Origin of the sequence: Musicola keenii, assembly GCF_014855505.1 — a bacterium.
Lineage (GTDB): Bacteria > Pseudomonadota > Gammaproteobacteria > Enterobacterales > Enterobacteriaceae > Musicola > Musicola paradisiaca.
Map to the genome: position 1 here is coordinate 72,833 of NZ_JAAWVW010000003.1, position 17,590 is coordinate 90,422.

General features: G+C 54.3%; 14 protein-coding genes, 1 pseudogene and 1 other annotated feature. Of the genes and pseudogenes, 7 read left to right on the forward strand and 8 right to left on the reverse strand.

The features are described from left to right. Nucleotides 1–253: 253 nt before the first annotated feature. The 5 genes and pseudogenes from trpA to HEP82_RS04080 form a co-directional block, all read right to left on the reverse strand. Complete coding sequence (gene trpA, locus HEP82_RS04055) at nucleotides 254–1,063, reverse strand: tryptophan synthase subunit alpha (protein WP_192456912.1); 810 nt, start codon at nucleotides 1,061–1,063, stop codon at nucleotides 254–256. After that, complete coding sequence (gene trpB, locus HEP82_RS04060) at nucleotides 1,063–2,256, reverse strand: tryptophan synthase subunit beta (protein ID WP_192457098.1); 1,194 nt, start codon at nucleotides 2,254–2,256, stop codon at nucleotides 1,063–1,065. Before trpB ends, trpA begins: the two co-directional genes overlap by 1 nt. A gap of 13 nt (nucleotides 2,257–2,269) precedes the next feature. After that, nucleotides 2,270–3,655 carry a bifunctional indole-3-glycerol-phosphate synthase TrpC/phosphoribosylanthranilate isomerase TrpF gene (trpCF, locus tag HEP82_RS04065; protein WP_192456913.1) on the reverse strand — a complete coding sequence of 462 codons (1,386 nt, stop codon included), beginning with the start codon at nucleotides 3,653–3,655 and terminating at the stop codon, nucleotides 2,270–2,272. A gap of 7 nt (nucleotides 3,656–3,662) precedes the next feature. After that, a pseudogene (gene trpD, locus HEP82_RS19925) lies at nucleotides 3,663–5,254 on the reverse strand (bifunctional anthranilate synthase glutamate amidotransferase component TrpG/anthranilate phosphoribosyltransferase TrpD). Further along, nucleotides 5,254–6,816 carry an anthranilate synthase component 1 gene (locus tag HEP82_RS04080; protein ID WP_192456915.1) on the reverse strand — a complete coding sequence of 521 codons (1,563 nt, stop codon included), beginning with the start codon at nucleotides 6,814–6,816 and terminating at the stop codon, nucleotides 5,254–5,256. The pseudogene trpD and the gene HEP82_RS04080 overlap by 1 nt, the downstream one beginning before the upstream one ends. A 22-nt stretch (nucleotides 6,817–6,838) precedes the next feature. After that, nucleotides 6,839–6,940, reverse strand: a sequence feature (Trp leader region). A gap of 269 nt (nucleotides 6,941–7,209) precedes the next feature. Between HEP82_RS04080 and rnm the strand changes: the two genes are divergently transcribed. The 3 genes from rnm to rluB all read left to right on the forward strand — a co-directional run bounded on the left by rnm (nucleotide 7,210) and on the right by rluB (nucleotide 9,956). Continuing rightward, complete coding sequence (gene rnm / locus HEP82_RS04085) at nucleotides 7,210–8,103, forward strand: RNase RNM (RefSeq protein WP_192456916.1); 894 nt, start codon at nucleotides 7,210–7,212, stop codon at nucleotides 8,101–8,103. An 83-nt stretch (nucleotides 8,104–8,186) separates the two neighbouring features. Continuing rightward, the gene (locus tag HEP82_RS04090) at nucleotides 8,187–8,807 is read left to right on the forward strand and encodes an L-threonylcarbamoyladenylate synthase (protein WP_192456917.1); all 621 of its coding nucleotides are present in this window, start codon (nucleotides 8,187–8,189) and stop codon (nucleotides 8,805–8,807) included. Nucleotides 8,808–9,086: 279 nt separating this feature from the next. Continuing rightward, nucleotides 9,087–9,956: a 23S rRNA pseudouridine(2605) synthase RluB gene (gene rluB / locus HEP82_RS04095; RefSeq protein WP_192456918.1), complete on the forward strand. Its 870-nt coding sequence runs from the start codon at nucleotides 9,087–9,089 to the stop codon at nucleotides 9,954–9,956. Nucleotides 9,957–10,001: 45 nt separating this feature from the next. On the opposite strand, the gene cobO is transcribed toward rluB, so the two are convergent. Then, nucleotides 10,002–10,592, reverse strand: coding sequence for a cob(I)yrinic acid a,c-diamide adenosyltransferase (cobO, locus tag HEP82_RS04100; protein WP_192456919.1), 591 nt, complete (start codon nucleotides 10,590–10,592; stop codon nucleotides 10,002–10,004). A 30-nt stretch (nucleotides 10,593–10,622) separates the two neighbouring features. Next, nucleotides 10,623–11,384 (reverse strand): YciK family oxidoreductase, encoded by a 762-nt coding sequence (locus tag HEP82_RS04105; protein ID WP_192456920.1) that lies wholly within the window; start codon nucleotides 11,382–11,384, stop codon nucleotides 10,623–10,625. Nucleotides 11,385–11,674: 290 nt separating this feature from the next. Here HEP82_RS04105 and sohB point away from each other — a divergent pair, with 290 nt between their 5' ends. Beyond that, nucleotides 11,675–12,721: a protease SohB gene (gene sohB / locus HEP82_RS04110; protein ID WP_192456921.1), complete on the forward strand. Its 1,047-nt coding sequence runs from the start codon at nucleotides 11,675–11,677 to the stop codon at nucleotides 12,719–12,721. Nucleotides 12,722–12,807: 86 nt separating this feature from the next. On the opposite strand, the gene HEP82_RS04115 is transcribed toward sohB, so the two are convergent. Next, on the reverse strand, nucleotides 12,808–13,074 hold the full coding sequence (locus tag HEP82_RS04115; RefSeq protein ID WP_192456922.1) for a YciN family protein: 267 nt from the start codon (nucleotides 13,072–13,074) through the stop codon (nucleotides 12,808–12,810). Nucleotides 13,075–13,502: 428 nt separating this feature from the next. Between HEP82_RS04115 and topA the strand changes: the two genes are divergently transcribed. The 3 genes from topA to cysB all read left to right on the forward strand — a co-directional run bounded on the left by topA (nucleotide 13,503) and on the right by cysB (nucleotide 17,483). Next, on the forward strand, nucleotides 13,503–16,109 hold the full coding sequence (gene topA, locus HEP82_RS04120; RefSeq protein ID WP_192456923.1) for a type I DNA topoisomerase: 2,607 nt from the start codon (nucleotides 13,503–13,505) through the stop codon (nucleotides 16,107–16,109). A 104-nt stretch (nucleotides 16,110–16,213) separates the two neighbouring features. Beyond that, nucleotides 16,214–16,540, forward strand: a complete 327-nt coding sequence (locus HEP82_RS04125; protein WP_192456924.1) for a hypothetical protein — start codon at nucleotides 16,214–16,216, stop codon at nucleotides 16,538–16,540. Continuing rightward, on the forward strand, nucleotides 16,509–17,483 hold the full coding sequence (gene cysB, locus HEP82_RS04130; RefSeq protein ID WP_192456925.1) for an HTH-type transcriptional regulator CysB: 975 nt from the start codon (nucleotides 16,509–16,511) through the stop codon (nucleotides 17,481–17,483). Before HEP82_RS04125 ends, cysB begins: the two co-directional genes overlap by 32 nt. The last annotated feature ends 107 nt before the right edge of the window (nucleotides 17,484–17,590 follow it).

Here is a 17,590-nt window from a genome sequence, read left to right on the forward strand (position 1 = left end):
CAAAAAAAATTGATTTATTTATTTCTAATTTGATTTTATCGTTTTTCATTTTTCTTAAAAAAATCACAATTGTGATTTTTGATTTCCTTGAAACAAAAAATGAAAGAGATAGGCAATCAAAAACGGACGGGACTCATCAGGCGGCGTGATGAAAATACCTTGGTGAAAGTACATAGATGAACGGACATGGAGCGGAAATTCCCGGCCGAATGGCCGGGATGAGAAAGAGTTGGATGAATGGGAAGAACAGGGTCTAGCGAGGAAGCGTGGCGGCTTTCATCTGGCTGACGAAATCAGCCAGGCGCCGCAGCATGTCTTCCGGTTGGGCATGATATTGCTCAATGATATTGACAATAGCCGAACCGGAAATCGCCCCTGCGGCGCCAGCGTCCAGCACCTGACGGACCTGTCCAGGTTCAGAAATGCCAAAGCCTTGCAACGGCGGTGCTGCATGGTATTCCTGCAGTTTTTCCAACAGATGATGCAATGGCAACTGCGCCCGTGTTTCCGTGCCGGTTACACCGGCTCGGGAGAGCAGATAGGTGTAGCCGCGGCCGTGAGAGGCGAGTTCTCGCAGTAAATCGTCATCGGCATTCGGCGGGCAGATGAAGATCGGCGCGATGCCGTGGCGCATAGCCGCGTGACGAAATGGCGCCGACTCTTCAATCGGCACATCGGCCACGAGAACGGAATCTACGCCGGTGGCCGCGCAGCGTTGATAAAACGCATCAATGCCATTACTGAACACTAAATTGGCGTACATCAGCAGCCCGATCGGCAGGTCAGGGTATTTCTGTCGAATGGCGGCCAGCATTTCAAAACAGACATCAGGCGTGACACCCGCAGCAAAGGCCCGCAGGGTCGCATTCTGGATCGTCGGGCCATCCGCCAGCGGATCGGAAAACGGGATCCCCAGTTCCAGCGCGTCGGCACCGGCAGCCACCAGTGTGTCAATAATACGTAATGAAAGCTCAGGGGAGGGGTCGCCCAGCGTTACGAAGGGGACAAAAGCCCCTTCTTGTTTGTCCGCCAAACGTTTGAATAGCGCGTGGTAACGTTCCATTAGATTTCTCCCCGGGATTTCAGAATATCGTGAACCGTAAAAATGTCTTTATCACCGCGGCCAGACAAGTTAACCACCAGAATTTGTTCTTTCTCCGGTTCAGCCTTAATCATTTTCAGTGCGTGAGCCAGCGCGTGCGATGATTCCAGCGCAGGGATGATCCCTTCATGGCGGGAGAGTTCGCGAAAAGCGTTCAACGCCTCATCGTCGGTAATCGATACATAATCCGCCCGGCCAATGCTGTTCAGATAAGCGTGCTGCGGCCCTACGGAGGGGAAATCCAGCCCGGCGGAGATGGAGTAGGACTCTTCGATCTGGCCGTCTTCCGTCTGCATCATGGGCGACTTCATACCAAAGTAGATGCCGACCCGGCCATGCTTCAAAGGCGCGCCATGTTGACCGGTTTCAATGCCCAGTCCGGCAGGTTCCACACCTATCAAACGCACGGAGGGGTCATCGATAAAGTCGGCGAACATACCGATGGCATTGGAGCCGCCGCCTACACAGGCCAGCACGGCATCCGGCAACCGGCCTTCTTTTTCACGCATTTGCGCTTTGGTCTCTTCGCCGATCATGCGTTGGAATTCACGCACAATAGTTGGAAAGGGATGCGGACCGGCCGCAGTACCGAGCAGATAGTGAGCCTGGTCATAGCTGCCTGACCAGTCGCGTAACGCTTCGTTGCAGGCATCTTTCAATGTGGAAGAGCCGCTATGCACCGGTATGACTTCGGCACCCATCAGCCGCATGCGAAACACGTTCGGCGATTGCCGCTCCACGTCTTTAGCGCCCATGTAAATCCGGCATTTCAGGCCCATCAGCGCACAGGCCAGTGCTGTTGCTACCCCATGCTGACCCGCGCCGGTTTCCGCGATGATTTCGGTTTTGCCCATGCGTTTCGCCAGCAAAGCCTGACCGAGTACCTGGTTGGTTTTATGCGCGCCGCCGTGCAGCAAATCTTCTCGTTTCAGGTAGAGCCGGGTGCGGGTGCCGGCGGTCAGGTTCTTACAGAGCGTGAGTGCGGTGGGGCGGCCTGCATAATTTTTCAATAAATCATTAAATTCTTGCTGGAATGCCGGGTCGCGACGGGCGCTGACAAAGGCTTCTTCCAACTGACGCAGGGCGGGCATCAGGAGTTGTGGTACGTACTGACCACCAAACTCGCCAAAATAAGGATTAAGTAATGTCATGATCAACCTGTTCTCGTTATATCAGTGAAGTACGGTGCCGCTGCGCTTGGCGCAACGTACGAAATACTGCGGCGATTTTTTGTGGATCCTTGACTCCGGGTTGCTGTTCTACGCCGGAATTGAAATCCAGACCTGCGGCACCCAGCCGTGCTGCCGCTGGCGTATTTTCCGGCGAGAGGCCGCCTGCCACCATCACGCGATCCAGCGAATGGCCGTCAAGCAGTGACCAGTCGAAAGTGCGTCCGCTGCCACCTTGCGCATTATCGAGTAGCACGCGATCCACGTGTGGCAGCGTCAACGGTGGCAACCCGGCGCCGACGCTCAATGCCTTCCAAATTCGGCACCGTTCGGGCAGTTGCTGACGTAGCGCGGCGATGAATGCCTCATCCTCGTCGCCATGCAGTTGTACGACGTCAAGCTGCAGCTCGGTGGCGGTGGTTACGATGTCGGTCACGGTCGCCAGGCGGAAAACGCCGACGTAGCGCAGCGGCGCCGCCGCCATGATGCGTTGAGCTTGTGACGTTGTCACATAACGTGGCGATCCGGCGACAAAAATCAGCCCGCCGTATACCACGCCAGCCTGAAAGGCGGTTGCCGCATCTTCTGGGCGTGTTAGCCCGCAGACCTTGTTGTCGCCCAGCACGACGCGGCGTACGGCTAATGTCAGGTCATCTTCCGCCATCAGGGAACTGCCGATCAAAAAGCCGTTTGCATACTGACTGAGTGCTTGTATCTGGGCGTACCGGCTGATACCGGACTCGCTGATGACGGTGACATCGGCAGGCAACTGCGGCGCCAGCGTGCGGGTGCGGTTGAGGTCGATGGAGAGATCGCGCAAATCGCGGTTATTGATACCCACCACACGCGCCTCCAGTGCGATGGCGCGCGCCAGTTCCTCCTCGTTGCTGACCTCGGTCAAAATACCCATGTTCAGACTGTGCGCAACAGCGGCGAGCTGACGGTAGCTATTGTCATCCAGCACGGACAGCATCAGCAGGATGGCATCGGCCTGGTAATAACGCGCCAAGTAAATCTGGTAGGGCGAAATAATGAAATCTTTGCACAGTACCGGTTGCGGCACGGCCGCGCTGACCTTGGGCAGAAACGCAAAATCGCCTTGAAAATATTTTTCGTCCGTCAGTACGGAAATGGCGGAGGCGTAGTCCTGGTAAACCCTGGCGATGGCGACCGGGTCAAAATCAGCACGGATCAACCCCTTGGAGGGCGATGCCTTTTTACATTCCAGAATGAATGCCGGGCTGGACTGCCGCAACGCCTGATAAAAGTGGCGCGTGCTGGGAACAATCTGTGACTGAAAGCTTTCCAGCGGCTGTTTTTGCTGCCGCTCGGCGAGCCATTGCGCTTTATCGCGCACAATTCTGGTGAGTACGGTTTCCTGCATTTCTCGCTTATCCTCTGGCGGCCAGCTCCAATACTCGCTGATAGGCCCGGCCGCTGTGAATGACTTCCAACGCCTGCTGCGCGTTATGCTGCAGGTTCTCGTTGCCGAACAGTTTTAGCAGCAGTGCGACGTTGGCGGCGACTGCGGCGTTGTGAGCCGGTTGACCCTTACCCTGCAGCAAGCGCGCCAGAATATCACGGTTTTCTTCCGGAGCGCCGCCGCGCAGTGCATCCAGCGAGAAGCTGTCCAGCCCGAAATCACGATGTGTCAGGGTGTAGTTTTCAATGTGGCCATCGCGCAGTTCGGCCACCTGGGTCGGTGCATGAATGGCTACTTCATCCATACCGCCGCCGTGTACCACGGCCGCACGCTGATACCCCAGTACACGCAGCGTCTCGGCGATCGGTTGCACCAGCGCCGGGCTATAAACGCCGATCAGCGCCAGCGGCGGACGAGCCGGATTAATCAACGGGCCCAGTACGTTGAAAATCGTGCGGGTTTTCAACTGCTGGCGAACCGGCATGGCATGGCGGAACCCAGTGTGATACTGCGGGGCGAACAGAAAGCAGACCCCAAGATCATCCAGTGCCTGACGCGCTGTTTCGGCCGGCATATCCAGTTTGATGCCGAAAGCCGCCAATAGATCCGACGAGCCGGAACGGCTAGAAACGCCGCGATTGCCGTGCTTGGCGACGTTGAGACCGCAGGCTGCTGCAACGAACGCGCTGGCCGTCGAGATGTTGATGCTGTTGGAGCCGTCGCCGCCGGTGCCGACGATATCGGCAAACGGATAGTCCGGACGCGGAAACGGTTTGGCGTCTTCCAACAGTGCACTGGCGGCACCGGCGATTTCATCCGGATGTTCGCCGCGCACCTTCATGCTGATCAGCGCAGCGGCTAACTGTGTGGGTTCCAGTTCGCCATGAATGATCGCGCTGAACAATTGGTGGCTTTCTTGTTTGCTGAGCGTTTCGGCGCGATACAGCTTTTCCAGTGTATTTTGCATAAGAGCGTCCTTATTTAAGCCAGCGCCCAGGCCAGCGTTTGGTCGAGCAGGCGTGCGCCGTGGGTCGTCAGAATGGATTCCGGGTGGAACTGGAAGCCGCATACCCGATGTTCGTCATGACGAACGGCCATCACCATGCCATTGAAACTGGCATTGATGGTCAGTTCAGCGGGGATGTCGCTGCCGACCAGTGAATGGTAACGGGCGACCGGTAGCGGATTGGGTAGACCATCGAACATCCCCTGGCCGTCATGCTGAATGCTGGATGCCTTGCCGTGCAGAATTTCGCCTGCCTGGCCGACATGCCCGCCGTAGGTTTCCACAATGGCCTGATGCCCGAGGCAGATGCCGATGATCGGCAACTGTCCGCGCAGTCGGCGCAGCAACTCAGGCATGCACCCGGCTTCAGACGGCGTTCCCGGGCCGGGGGAGAGCATCAATACCGGATTTTCCATGTGCTGCAGCCGCGCGATGATGGTGTCGGTCGGCAACTGGTTGCGGTATACCACGACACGGTGCCCGCTGGCGCGTAACTGATCGACCAGGTTATAGGTAAAGGAGTCGATATTATCGAGTAACAGAATGTCGGCCATCAGAAGACCTCCCTGGCATGGTGGGCACTGGCGATGGCGCGCAGTACCGCACGGGCTTTATTGCGGGTTTCATCGGCTTCCGCCTGCGGGTTGGAGTCCAACACCACGCCAGCGCCGGCTTGAACCGTGGCGATGCCATCCTCGACATAGGCGGAGCGGATAACGATACAGGTGTCGAGATCGCCGCGGGCGGTGAAATAGCCGACCGCGCCGCCGTAACTGCCGCGTCGGGTTTTTTCACTGTCGGCGATGAGTTGCATGGCGCGAACTTTGGGCGCGCCGCTCAGGGTGCCCATATTCATGCAGGCGCGATAAGCGTGCAGGACGTCCAGATCGGCACGTAAGGTACCCACCACGCGCGACACCAGATGCATTACGAATGAGTAACGGTCGACTTTGGTCAGATCAGCCACATAGCGGCTGCCCGGCTCACAAATACGCGCCAGATCGTTACGCGCCAGATCGACCAGCATCAGATGCTCCGCCAGTTCTTTATGGTCGGTGCGCATTTCCAGCTCGATGCGGCTATCCAGATCGCGATCCAGCGAGCCATCTGCCCGCCGGCCGCGCGGCCGGGTCCCTGCAATGGGATAAATTTCGATCTGGCGGTTTTGCGCATCGTATTTGAGCGAACTCTCGGGCGATGCGCCAAACAGCGTGAAATCCTGATCCTGCATGTAGAACATGTAAGGACTGGGATTGTTGTCTTTGAGCGTCTGGTAGGCAGAAAGCGGCGACGGGCACGGTAACGAGAAGCGGCGTGACGGCACGACCTGGAAAATTTCGCCGATGCGGATGGCTTGTTGCATCTGGCGGACGACGGCGCCGTAGTCTTCGTCGCTCTGGTTGCAGCTCAGGGACATGCTGGTCACAGTCTGGCTGGGCAGCGCCGGCGCCGGCTGGCGTAGCTGATGTTGTAATTGTTCTATCCGTTGTTGCAGACGCTGACGCTCGGCGGCGTCTTGCGTAAACAGGCTGGCTTGCAGGTGAGTGGCGCGCTGTTGATGGTCGACCACCAGCAGGATTTCCGCCAGATAAAAACAGTAATCCGGGCAACGTTGCTGTTGCGTCAGCGCAGGCAGGTTTTCAAAACCGGCGACCAAATCGTAGGCGAACAGTCCGCCGAAAAACATGGCTTCCCGTTCGCTGTCCGGGCATTTCACCAGCGTCAGTAATTGGCGCAGTGCGTCGAATACTGACAGTGAGCGTAGGCGGCTGTCTTCGTCCTGCAAGCTATCCACCGGTGGGAAAGTCAGCTCGCGGCTATTAGGGCGGGTTTCGACGATGATCTCTGGCGGCAATGCCTGATCCAGCAGCGGCAGCAACGCGGCGCCGTTGGCGGTCAGCGCCTGAATGGATACCTGTTGCCCCAGCGCGGTGATACGCAAGGCGCTGTCGACAATCAGCAGGCTTTGCAGGTTTTGTTTGCTGTCGATTTCTGCGGATTCCAGCAACAGTGTGGCGGGTCGCGATCCGCAAAGCTGGTGGAACGTGGCGCTGGGGTCGTTGCGGTACTCAGCCTCTGCGCGCAGCAATTCAAGTTCAGGTTGTGGTGTTTGCATGGTGTTTATCCGTTTTTTACCCATAAAAAAACCCGCTCTTGGCGGGCTTGGGATGTTTGGCATGTCAGTCAATGGCTATGCGTAATCACTCCGCCCGCGATAGGGAGAAGCGCCACCAACCTGCGTTTTTCTTTGTTATGAAGCTGTCAGCGTGCATTGCCATGTTAATGCTCATCCGTTGTGTTGAACTTGCGTACTAGTTAACTGGAACGGTGAATCGAAGTCAATAGTCAATTCAGGTATTTATTTTCTGACGGTTTTTTGGGGGCGATGATGCGCGGATGTTGACATCGCACCGGCAGTGGAACGATGCAACAGGATTTCATGACCGGGTTATCTTTTTGTTAAAGTTGGTGGCATGATGCCGACCAGCTTCAGTGAAATCACCTGCTAATGGAAAACGCCGTGTCAGAACATGCAACGCCTTCTCTATCTTTTCCCGTCTATGATTTGCACAGCCATACCACAGCGTCTGACGGCGTATTGACGCCTGCCGCGCTGGTGCGGCGGGCCGTGGATATGCGGGTCGGCGTGTTGGCGATTACCGATCACGATACTATCGCCGGCCTGCAGGAAGCGGAGGAAACCATTCGGCAGTCGTCATTACCGTTGAGACTGATATCAGGTGTAGAGATCTCAACTCTGTGGGAACACCACGAAATTCATATCGTTGGGCTCGGGGTCCAGTGCGGTCATTCAGCCTTGATGGGGTTGTTGCAAGAACAGGTCGTATGCCGTCGCGCTCGGGCTGAGGAGATTGCGCAACGTCTGGAAAAAGCGCATATCGTTGGTGCGCTGGCAGGCGCCTCTCGTCTGGCCGCTGGCGGTATGGTGACGCGGGCGCATTTTGCGCGTTATCTGGTGGAGCAGGGTAAAGCGGACACCCTCTCTCAGGTGTTCAAAAAGTACTTGGCCAAAGGAAAAACCGGTTATGTTCCTCCCCGGTGGTGTACAATAGCGCAGGCAGTCGACGCGATTCGCCAGTCCGGTGGTGTGGCGGTGCTAGCGCACCCAGGGCGTTACGATCTTAGTCCTAAGTGGTTGAAACGGCTGCTGGATCAGTTTGCTGGATGCGGCGGTGAGGCGATGGAAGTCGCTCAGTGTCAACAGGCGCCGGATGAACGAACGCAACTGGCGCGTTATGCGCACGATTACTGCTTGCTAGGGTCTCAAGGATCGGATTTTCATCAGCCCTGTGCCTGGATTGAACTGGGCCGTAAACTATGGCTGCCTGGCGGAGTTGAACCGGTCTGGTCGCACCCGGCGCTAACCGGGGCAAACATTTGAGATCCCCTTCCGGCGGTTTTACTCCCAACCCGTTGTGGTCTTGCCCAGCGGGTTGTGCGTTTATGGCGATATGAGGGAGAGTCATGAGTCAGTTTTTTTATATTCATCCGCAGAATCCACAGCCGCGACTTATCGGCCAAAGCGTGGATATTCTGCGTAAAGGCGGCGTGATCGTCTATCCCACGGATTCCGGTTATGCATTGGGATGCATGCTGGAAGATAAAACGGCGATGGAACGTATCTGCCGTATTCGCAACCTGGATCAACACCATAATTTTACGTTGATGTGCCGGGATCTGTCGGAATTGTCGTCCTATGCCTACGTCGATAACGCGGCATTCCGTCTGATCAAAAACAATACGCCGGGGAATTACACCTTTATCCTGAAAGCCACCAAGGAAGTCCCTCGCCGTCTGATGAACGATAAACGTAAGACCATTGGCATGCGCGTGCCGTCTAATCCGATCGCACTGGAGCTACTGGCCGCGCTCAATGCACCGATGATGTCGACCACGCTGATGTTGCCGGGAAATGATTTTGCCGAATCTGATCCGGAAGAAATCCAGGAGCATCTGGGCAAACAGGTGGATTTGGTGATTCACGGCGGATTCCTTGGGCAGCAGCCAACGACCGTGATCGATTTGACCGAGCCGGCACCGCAGGTGGTGCGAGAAGGTAGCGGTGACGTGACGCCGTTCCTGTAACTGACGGTGGGTATCAATTCGGTTGATACGAGAGATATTGAGGCGGTTTGTGCTAGGAATGTCGTGCGATACAGCATCGCAGAGTAATGTTTTGCGACGACATGGACCGTGTATGACGGGATTGTCACGTTGCCGTTGTTGTGCGACGAGCGGTAGGACAAATGAGGTTACAGAGTAGACAAAACACGGTATAATAGCCTGCAAAATAAATTTAAGTTATTGAATTTAAAGATATTTATCCATTCGACGCCTGTGAAGGCGACACTCAGAGGTTGCTCAATGAGCGAAAAACTACAGAAAGTGCTGGCGCGTTCCGGTCATGGTTCGCGCCGCGAAATTGAATCTATTATCCAGCAGGGCCGTGTCAGTGTGGATGGTAAAATCGCCACGTTGGGCGACCGTGTGGATGTCACCCGTGCAACGAAAATTCGTATTGACGGTCATGTCGTTACGGTACGCGAGACGGAAGAAACCGTATGCCGGGTATTGATGTATTACAAGCCGGAAGGTGAACTTTGTACTCGTAGCGATCCGGAAGGGCGTCCGACGGTATTTGACCGTTTACCGCGCATTCAGGGTGCTCGCTGGATTGCTGTTGGTCGTCTGGATGTTAATACATCTGGATTGTTGCTGTTCACCACCGATGGTGAACTGGCGAACCGATTGATGCATCCCAGCCGTGAAGTTGAACGCGAATATGCCGTGCGCGTCTTTGGCGAGGTGGGGGATGACAAAATCCGTCAGTTGAGCAAAGGTGTTCAACTGGATGATGGGCCAGCGGCATTTTGCTCCATTCGCCATCAGGGCGGCGAGGGGCTGAATCAGTGGTATAACGTCACGCTGACTGAAGGCCGCAATCGTGAAGTTCGCCGCTTGTGGGAAGCCGTCGGGGTGCAGGTCAGCCGCCTGATTCGAGTCCGTTATGGCGATATCCAACTACCGAAGGGGTTGCCTCGCGGCGGCTGGTCGGAAATGAGTCTGGAGGATGTCAACTACCTGCGCGAGTTGGTGCAACTGTCGCCGGAAACCGTCAGTAAACTGCCGGTGGAGCGTGAGCGCCGTCGTCTTAAAGCCAACCAGATTCGTCGTGCGGTTAAACGACATAGTTTGGTCGGCGCGCGCCGCAATGCGCCCAAACGTAACGGATAATCTGCCTGTTGCCGGCTCAGCCTTGCGCTATGCCGGCTGTTCTGTTCACCAGTCAATACCTTGCTGAGCCTGTATCCCCGCGTCAAACGCATGTTTCACCGGCCGCATTTCCGTAACAGTATCCGCCATTTCCTGCAATTCACGATGACAGCCGCGGCCGGTAATGATTACGCTTTGATGCGAAGGGCGCTGACGCAACGCGGTGGTGATGGCCTCCAGCGGGAGATAATCGTAGCTGACCATATAAGTCAGTTCGTCCAGAACCACCAGATCGAGGGTTTTGTCTTTCAACATGCGTTCGGCATGTTGCCAAACCTGCTGTGCGGCCCGTGTATCTGTTTGCCTGCTCTGTGTTTCCCAGGTGAAACCAGTAGACATGACCTGAAATTCCACGCCGTGTTGCTGCAACAGATTGCGCTCACCATTCGGCCATTCACCTTTGATGAACTGGATTATGCCAGCGCGCAGACCGTGACCAACGGCGCGCGTGACGGTGCCGAATGCTGCGGTGGTTTTGCCTTTACCATTACCGGTAAACACCATGATGATTCCCCGAACATCGGTCGCCGCAGCGATTCGGGCGTCGACCTTTTCTTTCAGGCGCTGCTGTCGTTGTTGATGCCGTTCGTCACTCACTGTTTGCCTCCTGCTGCAAAGTGCAAAGCGTTACTGCGCTGCCCCAGGTTTTCTGCCAGGTTGGGCATCGAAGCTTATGCCGGTTTTACGGCGGCTGTCGTCACCCATCAGATACAGGTAGAGCGGCATGATATCTGCAGGCGTTTTCAACTTATCAGGGTCTTCTGCAGGGAAGGCTGTCGCACGCATAGCGGTACGGGTTCCGCCTGGGTTGATGCAATTGACGCGCAGATGACTATGGCGATATTCCTCCGCCAAAACCTGCATCATGCCTTCCGTGGCGAATTTCGATACGGCATAGGCGCCCCAGTTGGCACGGCCCTGACGACCAACACTAGAACTGGTGAAAACCAGGGAGGGCGATGCGGCTTTCAGCAACAACGGCAGCAAGGCCTGAGTCAGCATGAAGGTCGCATTAACGTTGACTTGCATGACCTGATGCCAGCTGTCGACTGTTTGTTCCGGCATCGGGGCGACTTCTCCCAGTAACCCGGCATTGTGCAGTACACCGTCTAGATAGGGCTCATCCTGCTCAATCTGTCGGGCGATTTGCATGAAGTTTTCGTGGGTCGCCGTCAACATATCGCAGGGGATGATAGTGCTGTGCACGCCCTGTTCCCGCAGGATCTGCCGCCCGACATCGTGCAATTTGCTTTCCGTGCGCCCCAGCAAAAGAAGTCTCGCGCCGTAACGGGCATAGGTCAGCGCGGCTTCGCGTCCAATGCCGTCCCCGGCGCCAGTGACCAGGATAATGCGTTGTTTCAGCAAATCGTTGGGAGGTTGATAATGCAAAATACAGTCCTCGTTATGTCGTCATCCCGTATCCGGTACATTGGCCATTCGGATGATGAAAAAAGGCGGAAGCGATTTTATGCCTGATGGAATAGGCATTTTCAATCAGATATCTGGCCTGTTGTGTCATCGATGCGGTAAAAAGCGGCACAAAGCGCAATTTCTATATGAAGATCATCGCTATTGCTGCCGTCATCAGTTAGGTTAGAGACTTAACGCGCGGTGTGTAAGCGCAATTGTTGATGATTAATCAACACCCTATCTTATATTGGTCAATGAAGGCGGTATTTGTGGAATTACTTTCTCAGTATGGTTTATTCCTGGCAAAAGTCGTCACCCTGGTGGTTGCGATTGGCGCATTGGTAGTCTTGACGGTGGGTGTGACGCAGCGCAAACGCCACCGTAAAGGTGAGCTACAGGTGATTAATCTGGGCGAGCAGTACCGGGAGATGCAGCAGGAAATGCAGTCCGCCGCCATGAGTGACGCCGAGCGCAAATTGCTGGAAAAGAAACAGAAAAAAGAAGAGAAAGAGAGCGCTAAACGGGATAAAAAGCGCGCTAAGCGCGGAGAGGAAAAACGGTTCAAGCCCTGTCTATACGTGCTGGATTTCAATGGCAGCATGGATGCGGGCGAAGTTAGCTCCCTGAGGGAAGAGATATCGGCGGTGTTGGCGGTCGCCAGACCTGAAGATGAAGTGTTATTGCGGCTGGAAAGCCCCGGCGGCGTGGTGCATGGGTACGGGCTGGCCGCCTCCCAGTTGCAGCGCCTGCGACAGAAGGGCATCCGGCTTACCGTCACGGTAGATAAGGTCGCCGCCAGCGGGGGCTACATGATGGCCTGCGTGGCAGACCGGATTGTTGCCGCCCCGTTTTCTATCATTGGCTCGATTGGCGTGGTAGCCCAGATCCCCAATTTCAACCGCTTTCTGAAGAATAAAGATATTGATGTGGAGTTGCACACCGCCGGGCAGTTCAAACGGACGTTAACGCTGTTTGGCGAAAATACCGACGCGGGACGCGAGAAGTTTCGCGAGGAACTGAATGAGACGCACGATTTGTTCAAACAGTTTGTGAGCCAGATGCGCCCATTGCTGGATATAGAGGCAGTGGCGACGGGGGAACACTGGTTTGGCTCGCAAGCCAAAGATTTAGGGCTGGTGGATGTGATCGGCACCAGCGACGATTTGCTGATTGCTGAAATGGATAATCACGAGGTTCTGGCCGTGCGTTATACCCGACGTAAGCGTTTTCTGGATCGATTGACCGGCAGCGCAGGGGATTCGGCTGAGCGGCTGATGTTGCGTTGGTGGCAACGGGGTAATCGACCTCTGCTATAAAAAAGCGGCTCCCGCGGTTTTGTTATCCGCGGGAGCCGCTTGGCAATATATCGTTTTTTGACGACAGGTGATTAAGAAGGCAATGGTTAGTCGGTCAGGTAATATTTCTCCGACAGAACATGCGCCAGATGTTTAAACATATTGAAGACGGCGGTTGTCTTTGTTGTCGGCAATCCGTCGATATCCAGAAAATATTCCCCCCGGAAAATCAGTACGCCGTTTTTCTGTTCCACATCGTTGGCAAACATGCCGTTCAAATAATCCTCATGATCTTTAATCAGTGTATTGGCCTTAGCCAGCAAGGCGTCACGGGCGATTGGCATTTTCTTATCAATTGAATTGAAATCGGACATCTGACATCTACTCCTGCAAACATGCTTTCAATTATTGTAGCGCGCAAGATAATTTCACGGCAAACAAACCCGCGGCTCTTATAATTGGCTGCCGATAACGAAAGATATTCGGCGTTGGCGAAATCCGGGGTTACATGCTAATTAGGTTGCGTGACGTTATTTATCAGGTAGAGTGTGGAACTTTGCATCTTAAGGCGGAAGATTTTCTTTACGCCGTGACAGAACGGGTTGCGCTGTGGTTACAATGCGGCAAGGGTAACAAACGACTACTCCTGAGTGATCATGAGGTTGTGACGCGACAGCAATATCTGCCGTGATAATAGAACGATTTTTTCCCAGCCTCAGTGACTTGGGATGCGATAGAGTCATCTTGGACTGTGTCGCTGAAGAAAATTTATTTTTAGAGAATTCAGTAGGTAACAATATATATGGGTAAAGCTCTCGTTATCGTCGAGTCCCCGGCAAAAGCCAAAACGATTAATAAGTACCTTGGCAATGACTACGTGGTGAAATCCAGCGTCGGCCATGTGCGGGATTTGCCGACCAGTGGATCTGCTAGTAAGAAGAGTGCTGAGGCCGGCGAAGAAAAAGAAAAGAAGAAAGCGACGAAACCGGTGAAAAAGGATGAAAAGTCCGCGCTGGTGAATCGCATGGGTGTCGATCCTTATAGTGGTTGGAAAGCGCACTATGAAATCCTACCCGGTAAGGAAAAAGTCGTCTCCGAGCTGAAAGCGCTGGCGCAGAATGCCGATCATGTCTATCTCGCAACCGACCTTGATCGCGAGGGAGAGGCGATTGCCTGGCACTTGCGGGAAATTATTGGCGGCGATGATAAACGCTTCAGCCGTGTAGTTTTTAACGAAATTACCAAAAATGCCATCCGTCAGGCGTTTGAGCAGCCGGGTGAATTGAATATTGACCGGGTGAACGCGCAGCAGGCGCGTCGGTTTATGGACCGCGTCGTCGGGTATATGGTTTCTCCGCTGCTGTGGAAGAAAATTGCCCGTGGGTTGTCCGCCGGCCGTGTACAGTCGGTGGCGGTGCGTCTGGTTGTTGAGCGCGAACGCGAGATCAAAGCGTTTGTACCGGAAGAGTTCTGGGAACTGCATGCCGATTTGCTGACGGGGGATGTCGCGCTGCAAATGCAGGTGACTCATCACAACGGTAAACCGTTCAAACCGGTGAATCAGGCGCAGACGCAGGCTGCGGTAAGCTTGCTGGAGAGCGCGCGCTACGTGGTTGCCGAGCGGGAAGACAAACCGACCAGCAGTAAGCCCGGCGCGCCTTTCATTACCTCGACGTTACAGCAGGCAGCCAGTACCCGTTTGGGGTTCGGCGTCAAGAAAACCATGATGATGGCTCAGCGTCTATATGAGGCGGGCTACATTACCTATATGCGTACCGATTCCACCAACCTCAGCCAGGATGCGCTGAGTATGGCGCGTGATTATATTGGTCATCAATTCGGTAAGCGTTATCTGCCGGAAACCGCCAACGTGTATGCCAGCAAGGTAAACTCCCAGGAAGCGCACGAAGCGATCCGCCCTTCCGATGTCACTGTGCTGTCTGAGCAGCTGGGCGATATGGAAACCGACGCGCAGAAGCTGTACCAGTTGATCTGGCGTCAGTTCGTGGCCTGTCAGATGACACCTGCACAGTATGATTCCACCACGCTGGTGGTCGGCGCGGGTGACTACCAGTTGCGCGCCAGGGGCCGCACGTTGCGTTTCGACGGTTGGACCAGAGTAATGCCGGCACTACGCAAGAGCGACGAAGACCGTACCTTGCCCGCCATCGAAGTCGGCCAGTCGCTGGAGTTGGAAAAATTGTTGCCGAGCCAGCATTTCACTAAGCCGCCAGCACGCTACAGCGAGGCATCGTTAGTGAAAGAACTGGAAAAACGCGGCATCGGCCGGCCGTCCACCTATGCGGCCATTATTTCCACAATCCAGGATCGTGGTTATGTGCGGGTGGAAAACCGTCGTTTTTATGCTGAAAAAATGGGGGAAATCGTCACTGACCGGTTGGAGGAAAACTTCCGCGAGTTGATGAGCTACGATTTCACCGCACGTATGGAAAACAGTTTAGATCTGGTCGCCAACAACCAAGCCGAGTGGAAAGCGGTGCTGGATGAGTTTTTTGCTGAATTTAGCAACCAGTTGGAAACCGCCGAACTGGAGCCGGAGTCTGGGGGGATGAAGCCTAACCAGATGGTGTTGACCAGCATTGACTGCCCGACTTGCGGCCGCAAAATGGGGATTCGCACCGCCAGTACCGGTGTATTTTTGGGCTGTTCTGGTTATGCGCTTCCGCCGAAAGAGCGCTGTAAAACGACGATCAACTTGATACCCGAAGCAGAAGTGCTGAACGTGCTGGAAGGGGATGAGGCGGAAACCAATGCTCTGCTTGCACGCCGTCGTTGTTCCAAATGTGGAACGGCGATGGATAGCTATCTGATTGATAATCAGCGCAAGCTCCATGTCTGTGGTAATAACCCGTCCTGCGATGGCTATGAAATCGAAGCAGGGGAATTCCGTCTGAAAGGATATGACGGCCCGATCGTTGAGTGTGAAAAATGCGGTTCTGAAATGCACCTGAAAATGGGGCGTTTCGGGAAGTATATGGCCTGTACCAACGAGGGTTGCGGCAATACTCGTAAGATTCTGCGTAATGGCGAAGTGGCTCCCCCCAAAGAAGACCCGGTACCGCTGCCGGAGTTGCCGTGCGAGAAATCTGACGCTTATTTTGTGTTGCGCGACGGCGCGGCGGGTGTGTTTCTGGCGGCGAATACGTTCCCGAAATCCCGGGAAACCCGGGCGCCGTTGGTGGAGGAGCTGGTTCGTTTTCATGATCGGTTGCCGGAGAAGTTACGCTATCTGGCGGAGGCGCCGGTTAGCGATCCGCAAGGAAACAAAACACTGGTGCGTTTTAGCCGCAAAACCAAGCAGCAATATGTCGCCTCGGAAAAGGATGGCAAGGCGACAGGATGGTCGGCCTTTTTTGTTGACGGCAAGTGGGTGGAGAACGTGAAGTAATCCGTATGACGCATAGGTCGTTGCATAGCGATAATGGCCAACCAGTGCAGTCCATGCGTGCGAATATTTATTGTGCGACCAGATAAAGATTAGAAAAGGTGATATTGAGCCAATCTGATCAATACGTGAAAAAGCCAGCCTTTGATCCAGGCTGGCTTTTTTATCATTGGGTAATGAATCTCGTACGCCGGCGGCCGATAACAGATATTGAGGTCATTGATTTTGAGCTAAGGCTGGTCTGTCTGATTGAAAATGGTTATATAAAATATTTTTTTATGATTAAATGTCATTTTAATGATAAAGAAACCATCGTGTATCCAACCGCAGTCAGACGACAACAGATAGCCTTAAATAATGAAAAATGTCGCGCGCATTACACCATTTGGAACGGGATAACTTATGAAACTGCAACAGCTTCGTTATATCGTTGAAGTTGTTAATCACAACCTGAATGTTTCCTCTACAGCCGAAGGGCTTTATACCTCGCAACCGGGTATCAGTAAGCAGGTCAGAATGCTGGAAGACGAGTTAGGCATTCAGATTTTTGCACGCAGCGGAAAGCATCTGACACAGGTCACGCCCGCCGGGCAGGAGATTATCCGCATCGCCCGAGAAGTGTTGTCGAAAGTGGATGCCATTAAGGCCGTCGCCGGTGAGCATACCTATCCTGATAAAGGTTCTCTGTACGTAGCGACGACTCACACGCAGGCGCGTTATGCGCTGCCGGATGTCATCAAGGGGTTTATCGAGCGCTATCCACGGGTTTCTCTGCATATGCATCAAGGGTCGCCGACGCAAATTGCCGAGGCTGTGGCGAAAGGCACCGCTGATTTCGCTATTGCGACCGAAGCGCTGCATTTGTACGAAGATTTAATCATGCTGCCTTGTTACCATTGGAATCGGGCTATTGTTGTGAAGCCCGATCATCCGTTGGCCGGTAAGGCGCATGTGTCGATTGAAGAGCTGGCGGCTTATCCATTGGTCACTTATACCTTTGGTTTTACAGGGCGTTCCGAACTGGATACAGCGTTCAATCGCACGGGGTTATCGCCACGGATTGTTTTTACCGCCACCGATGCTGATGTCATCAAAACCTATGTTCGCCTTGGTTTGGGGGTCGGCGTGATCGCCAATATGGCGGTAGATCCGATAAGCGACCCCGATTTGGTGACTATCAATGCTGACAACCTGTTCAGTTATAGCACCACGAAAATCGGTTTTCGCCGCAGTACCTTTCTTCGTAGTTATATGTATGATTTTATTAGGCGTTTTGCTCCCCATTTGACTCGGGATGTCGTGGACACGGCGATTTCGCTACGTTCGAATGAGGAAATCGAAGCCATGTTTCGGGATATCACGTTGCCGGTTAAATGATGCGGATATTTACTGTTATTGGTAAGCGCCGTGAAAGGGGCGTTGTTATTTTTATATAAAAATCAGGGGCACCCTATCGGGTGTCCCTGATTTGTTGTTGGGGAGCG

Coding starts and splice junctions, on each gene's coding strand:
- trpA (WP_192456912.1), bottom strand. CDS start 1,063: ATGGAACGTTACCACGCGCTATTCAAACGTTTGGCGGACAAACAAGAA.
- trpCF (WP_192456913.1), bottom strand. CDS start 3,655: ATGCAGGAAACCGTACTCACCAGAATTGTGCGCGATAAAGCGCAATGG.
- HEP82_RS04080 (WP_192456915.1), bottom strand. CDS start 6,816: ATGCAAACACCACAACCTGAACTTGAATTGCTGCGCGCAGAGGCTGAG.
- rnm (WP_192456916.1), top strand. CDS start 7,210: ATGGAAAACGCCGTGTCAGAACATGCAACGCCTTCTCTATCTTTTCCC.
- HEP82_RS04090 (WP_192456917.1), top strand. CDS start 8,187: ATGAGTCAGTTTTTTTATATTCATCCGCAGAATCCACAGCCGCGACTT.
- rluB (WP_192456918.1), top strand. CDS start 9,087: ATGAGCGAAAAACTACAGAAAGTGCTGGCGCGTTCCGGTCATGGTTCG.
- HEP82_RS04115 (WP_192456922.1), bottom strand. CDS start 13,074: ATGTCCGATTTCAATTCAATTGATAAGAAAATGCCAATCGCCCGTGAC.
- topA (WP_192456923.1), top strand. CDS start 13,503: ATGGGTAAAGCTCTCGTTATCGTCGAGTCCCCGGCAAAAGCCAAAACG.
- cysB (WP_192456925.1), top strand. CDS start 16,509: ATGAAACTGCAACAGCTTCGTTATATCGTTGAAGTTGTTAATCACAAC.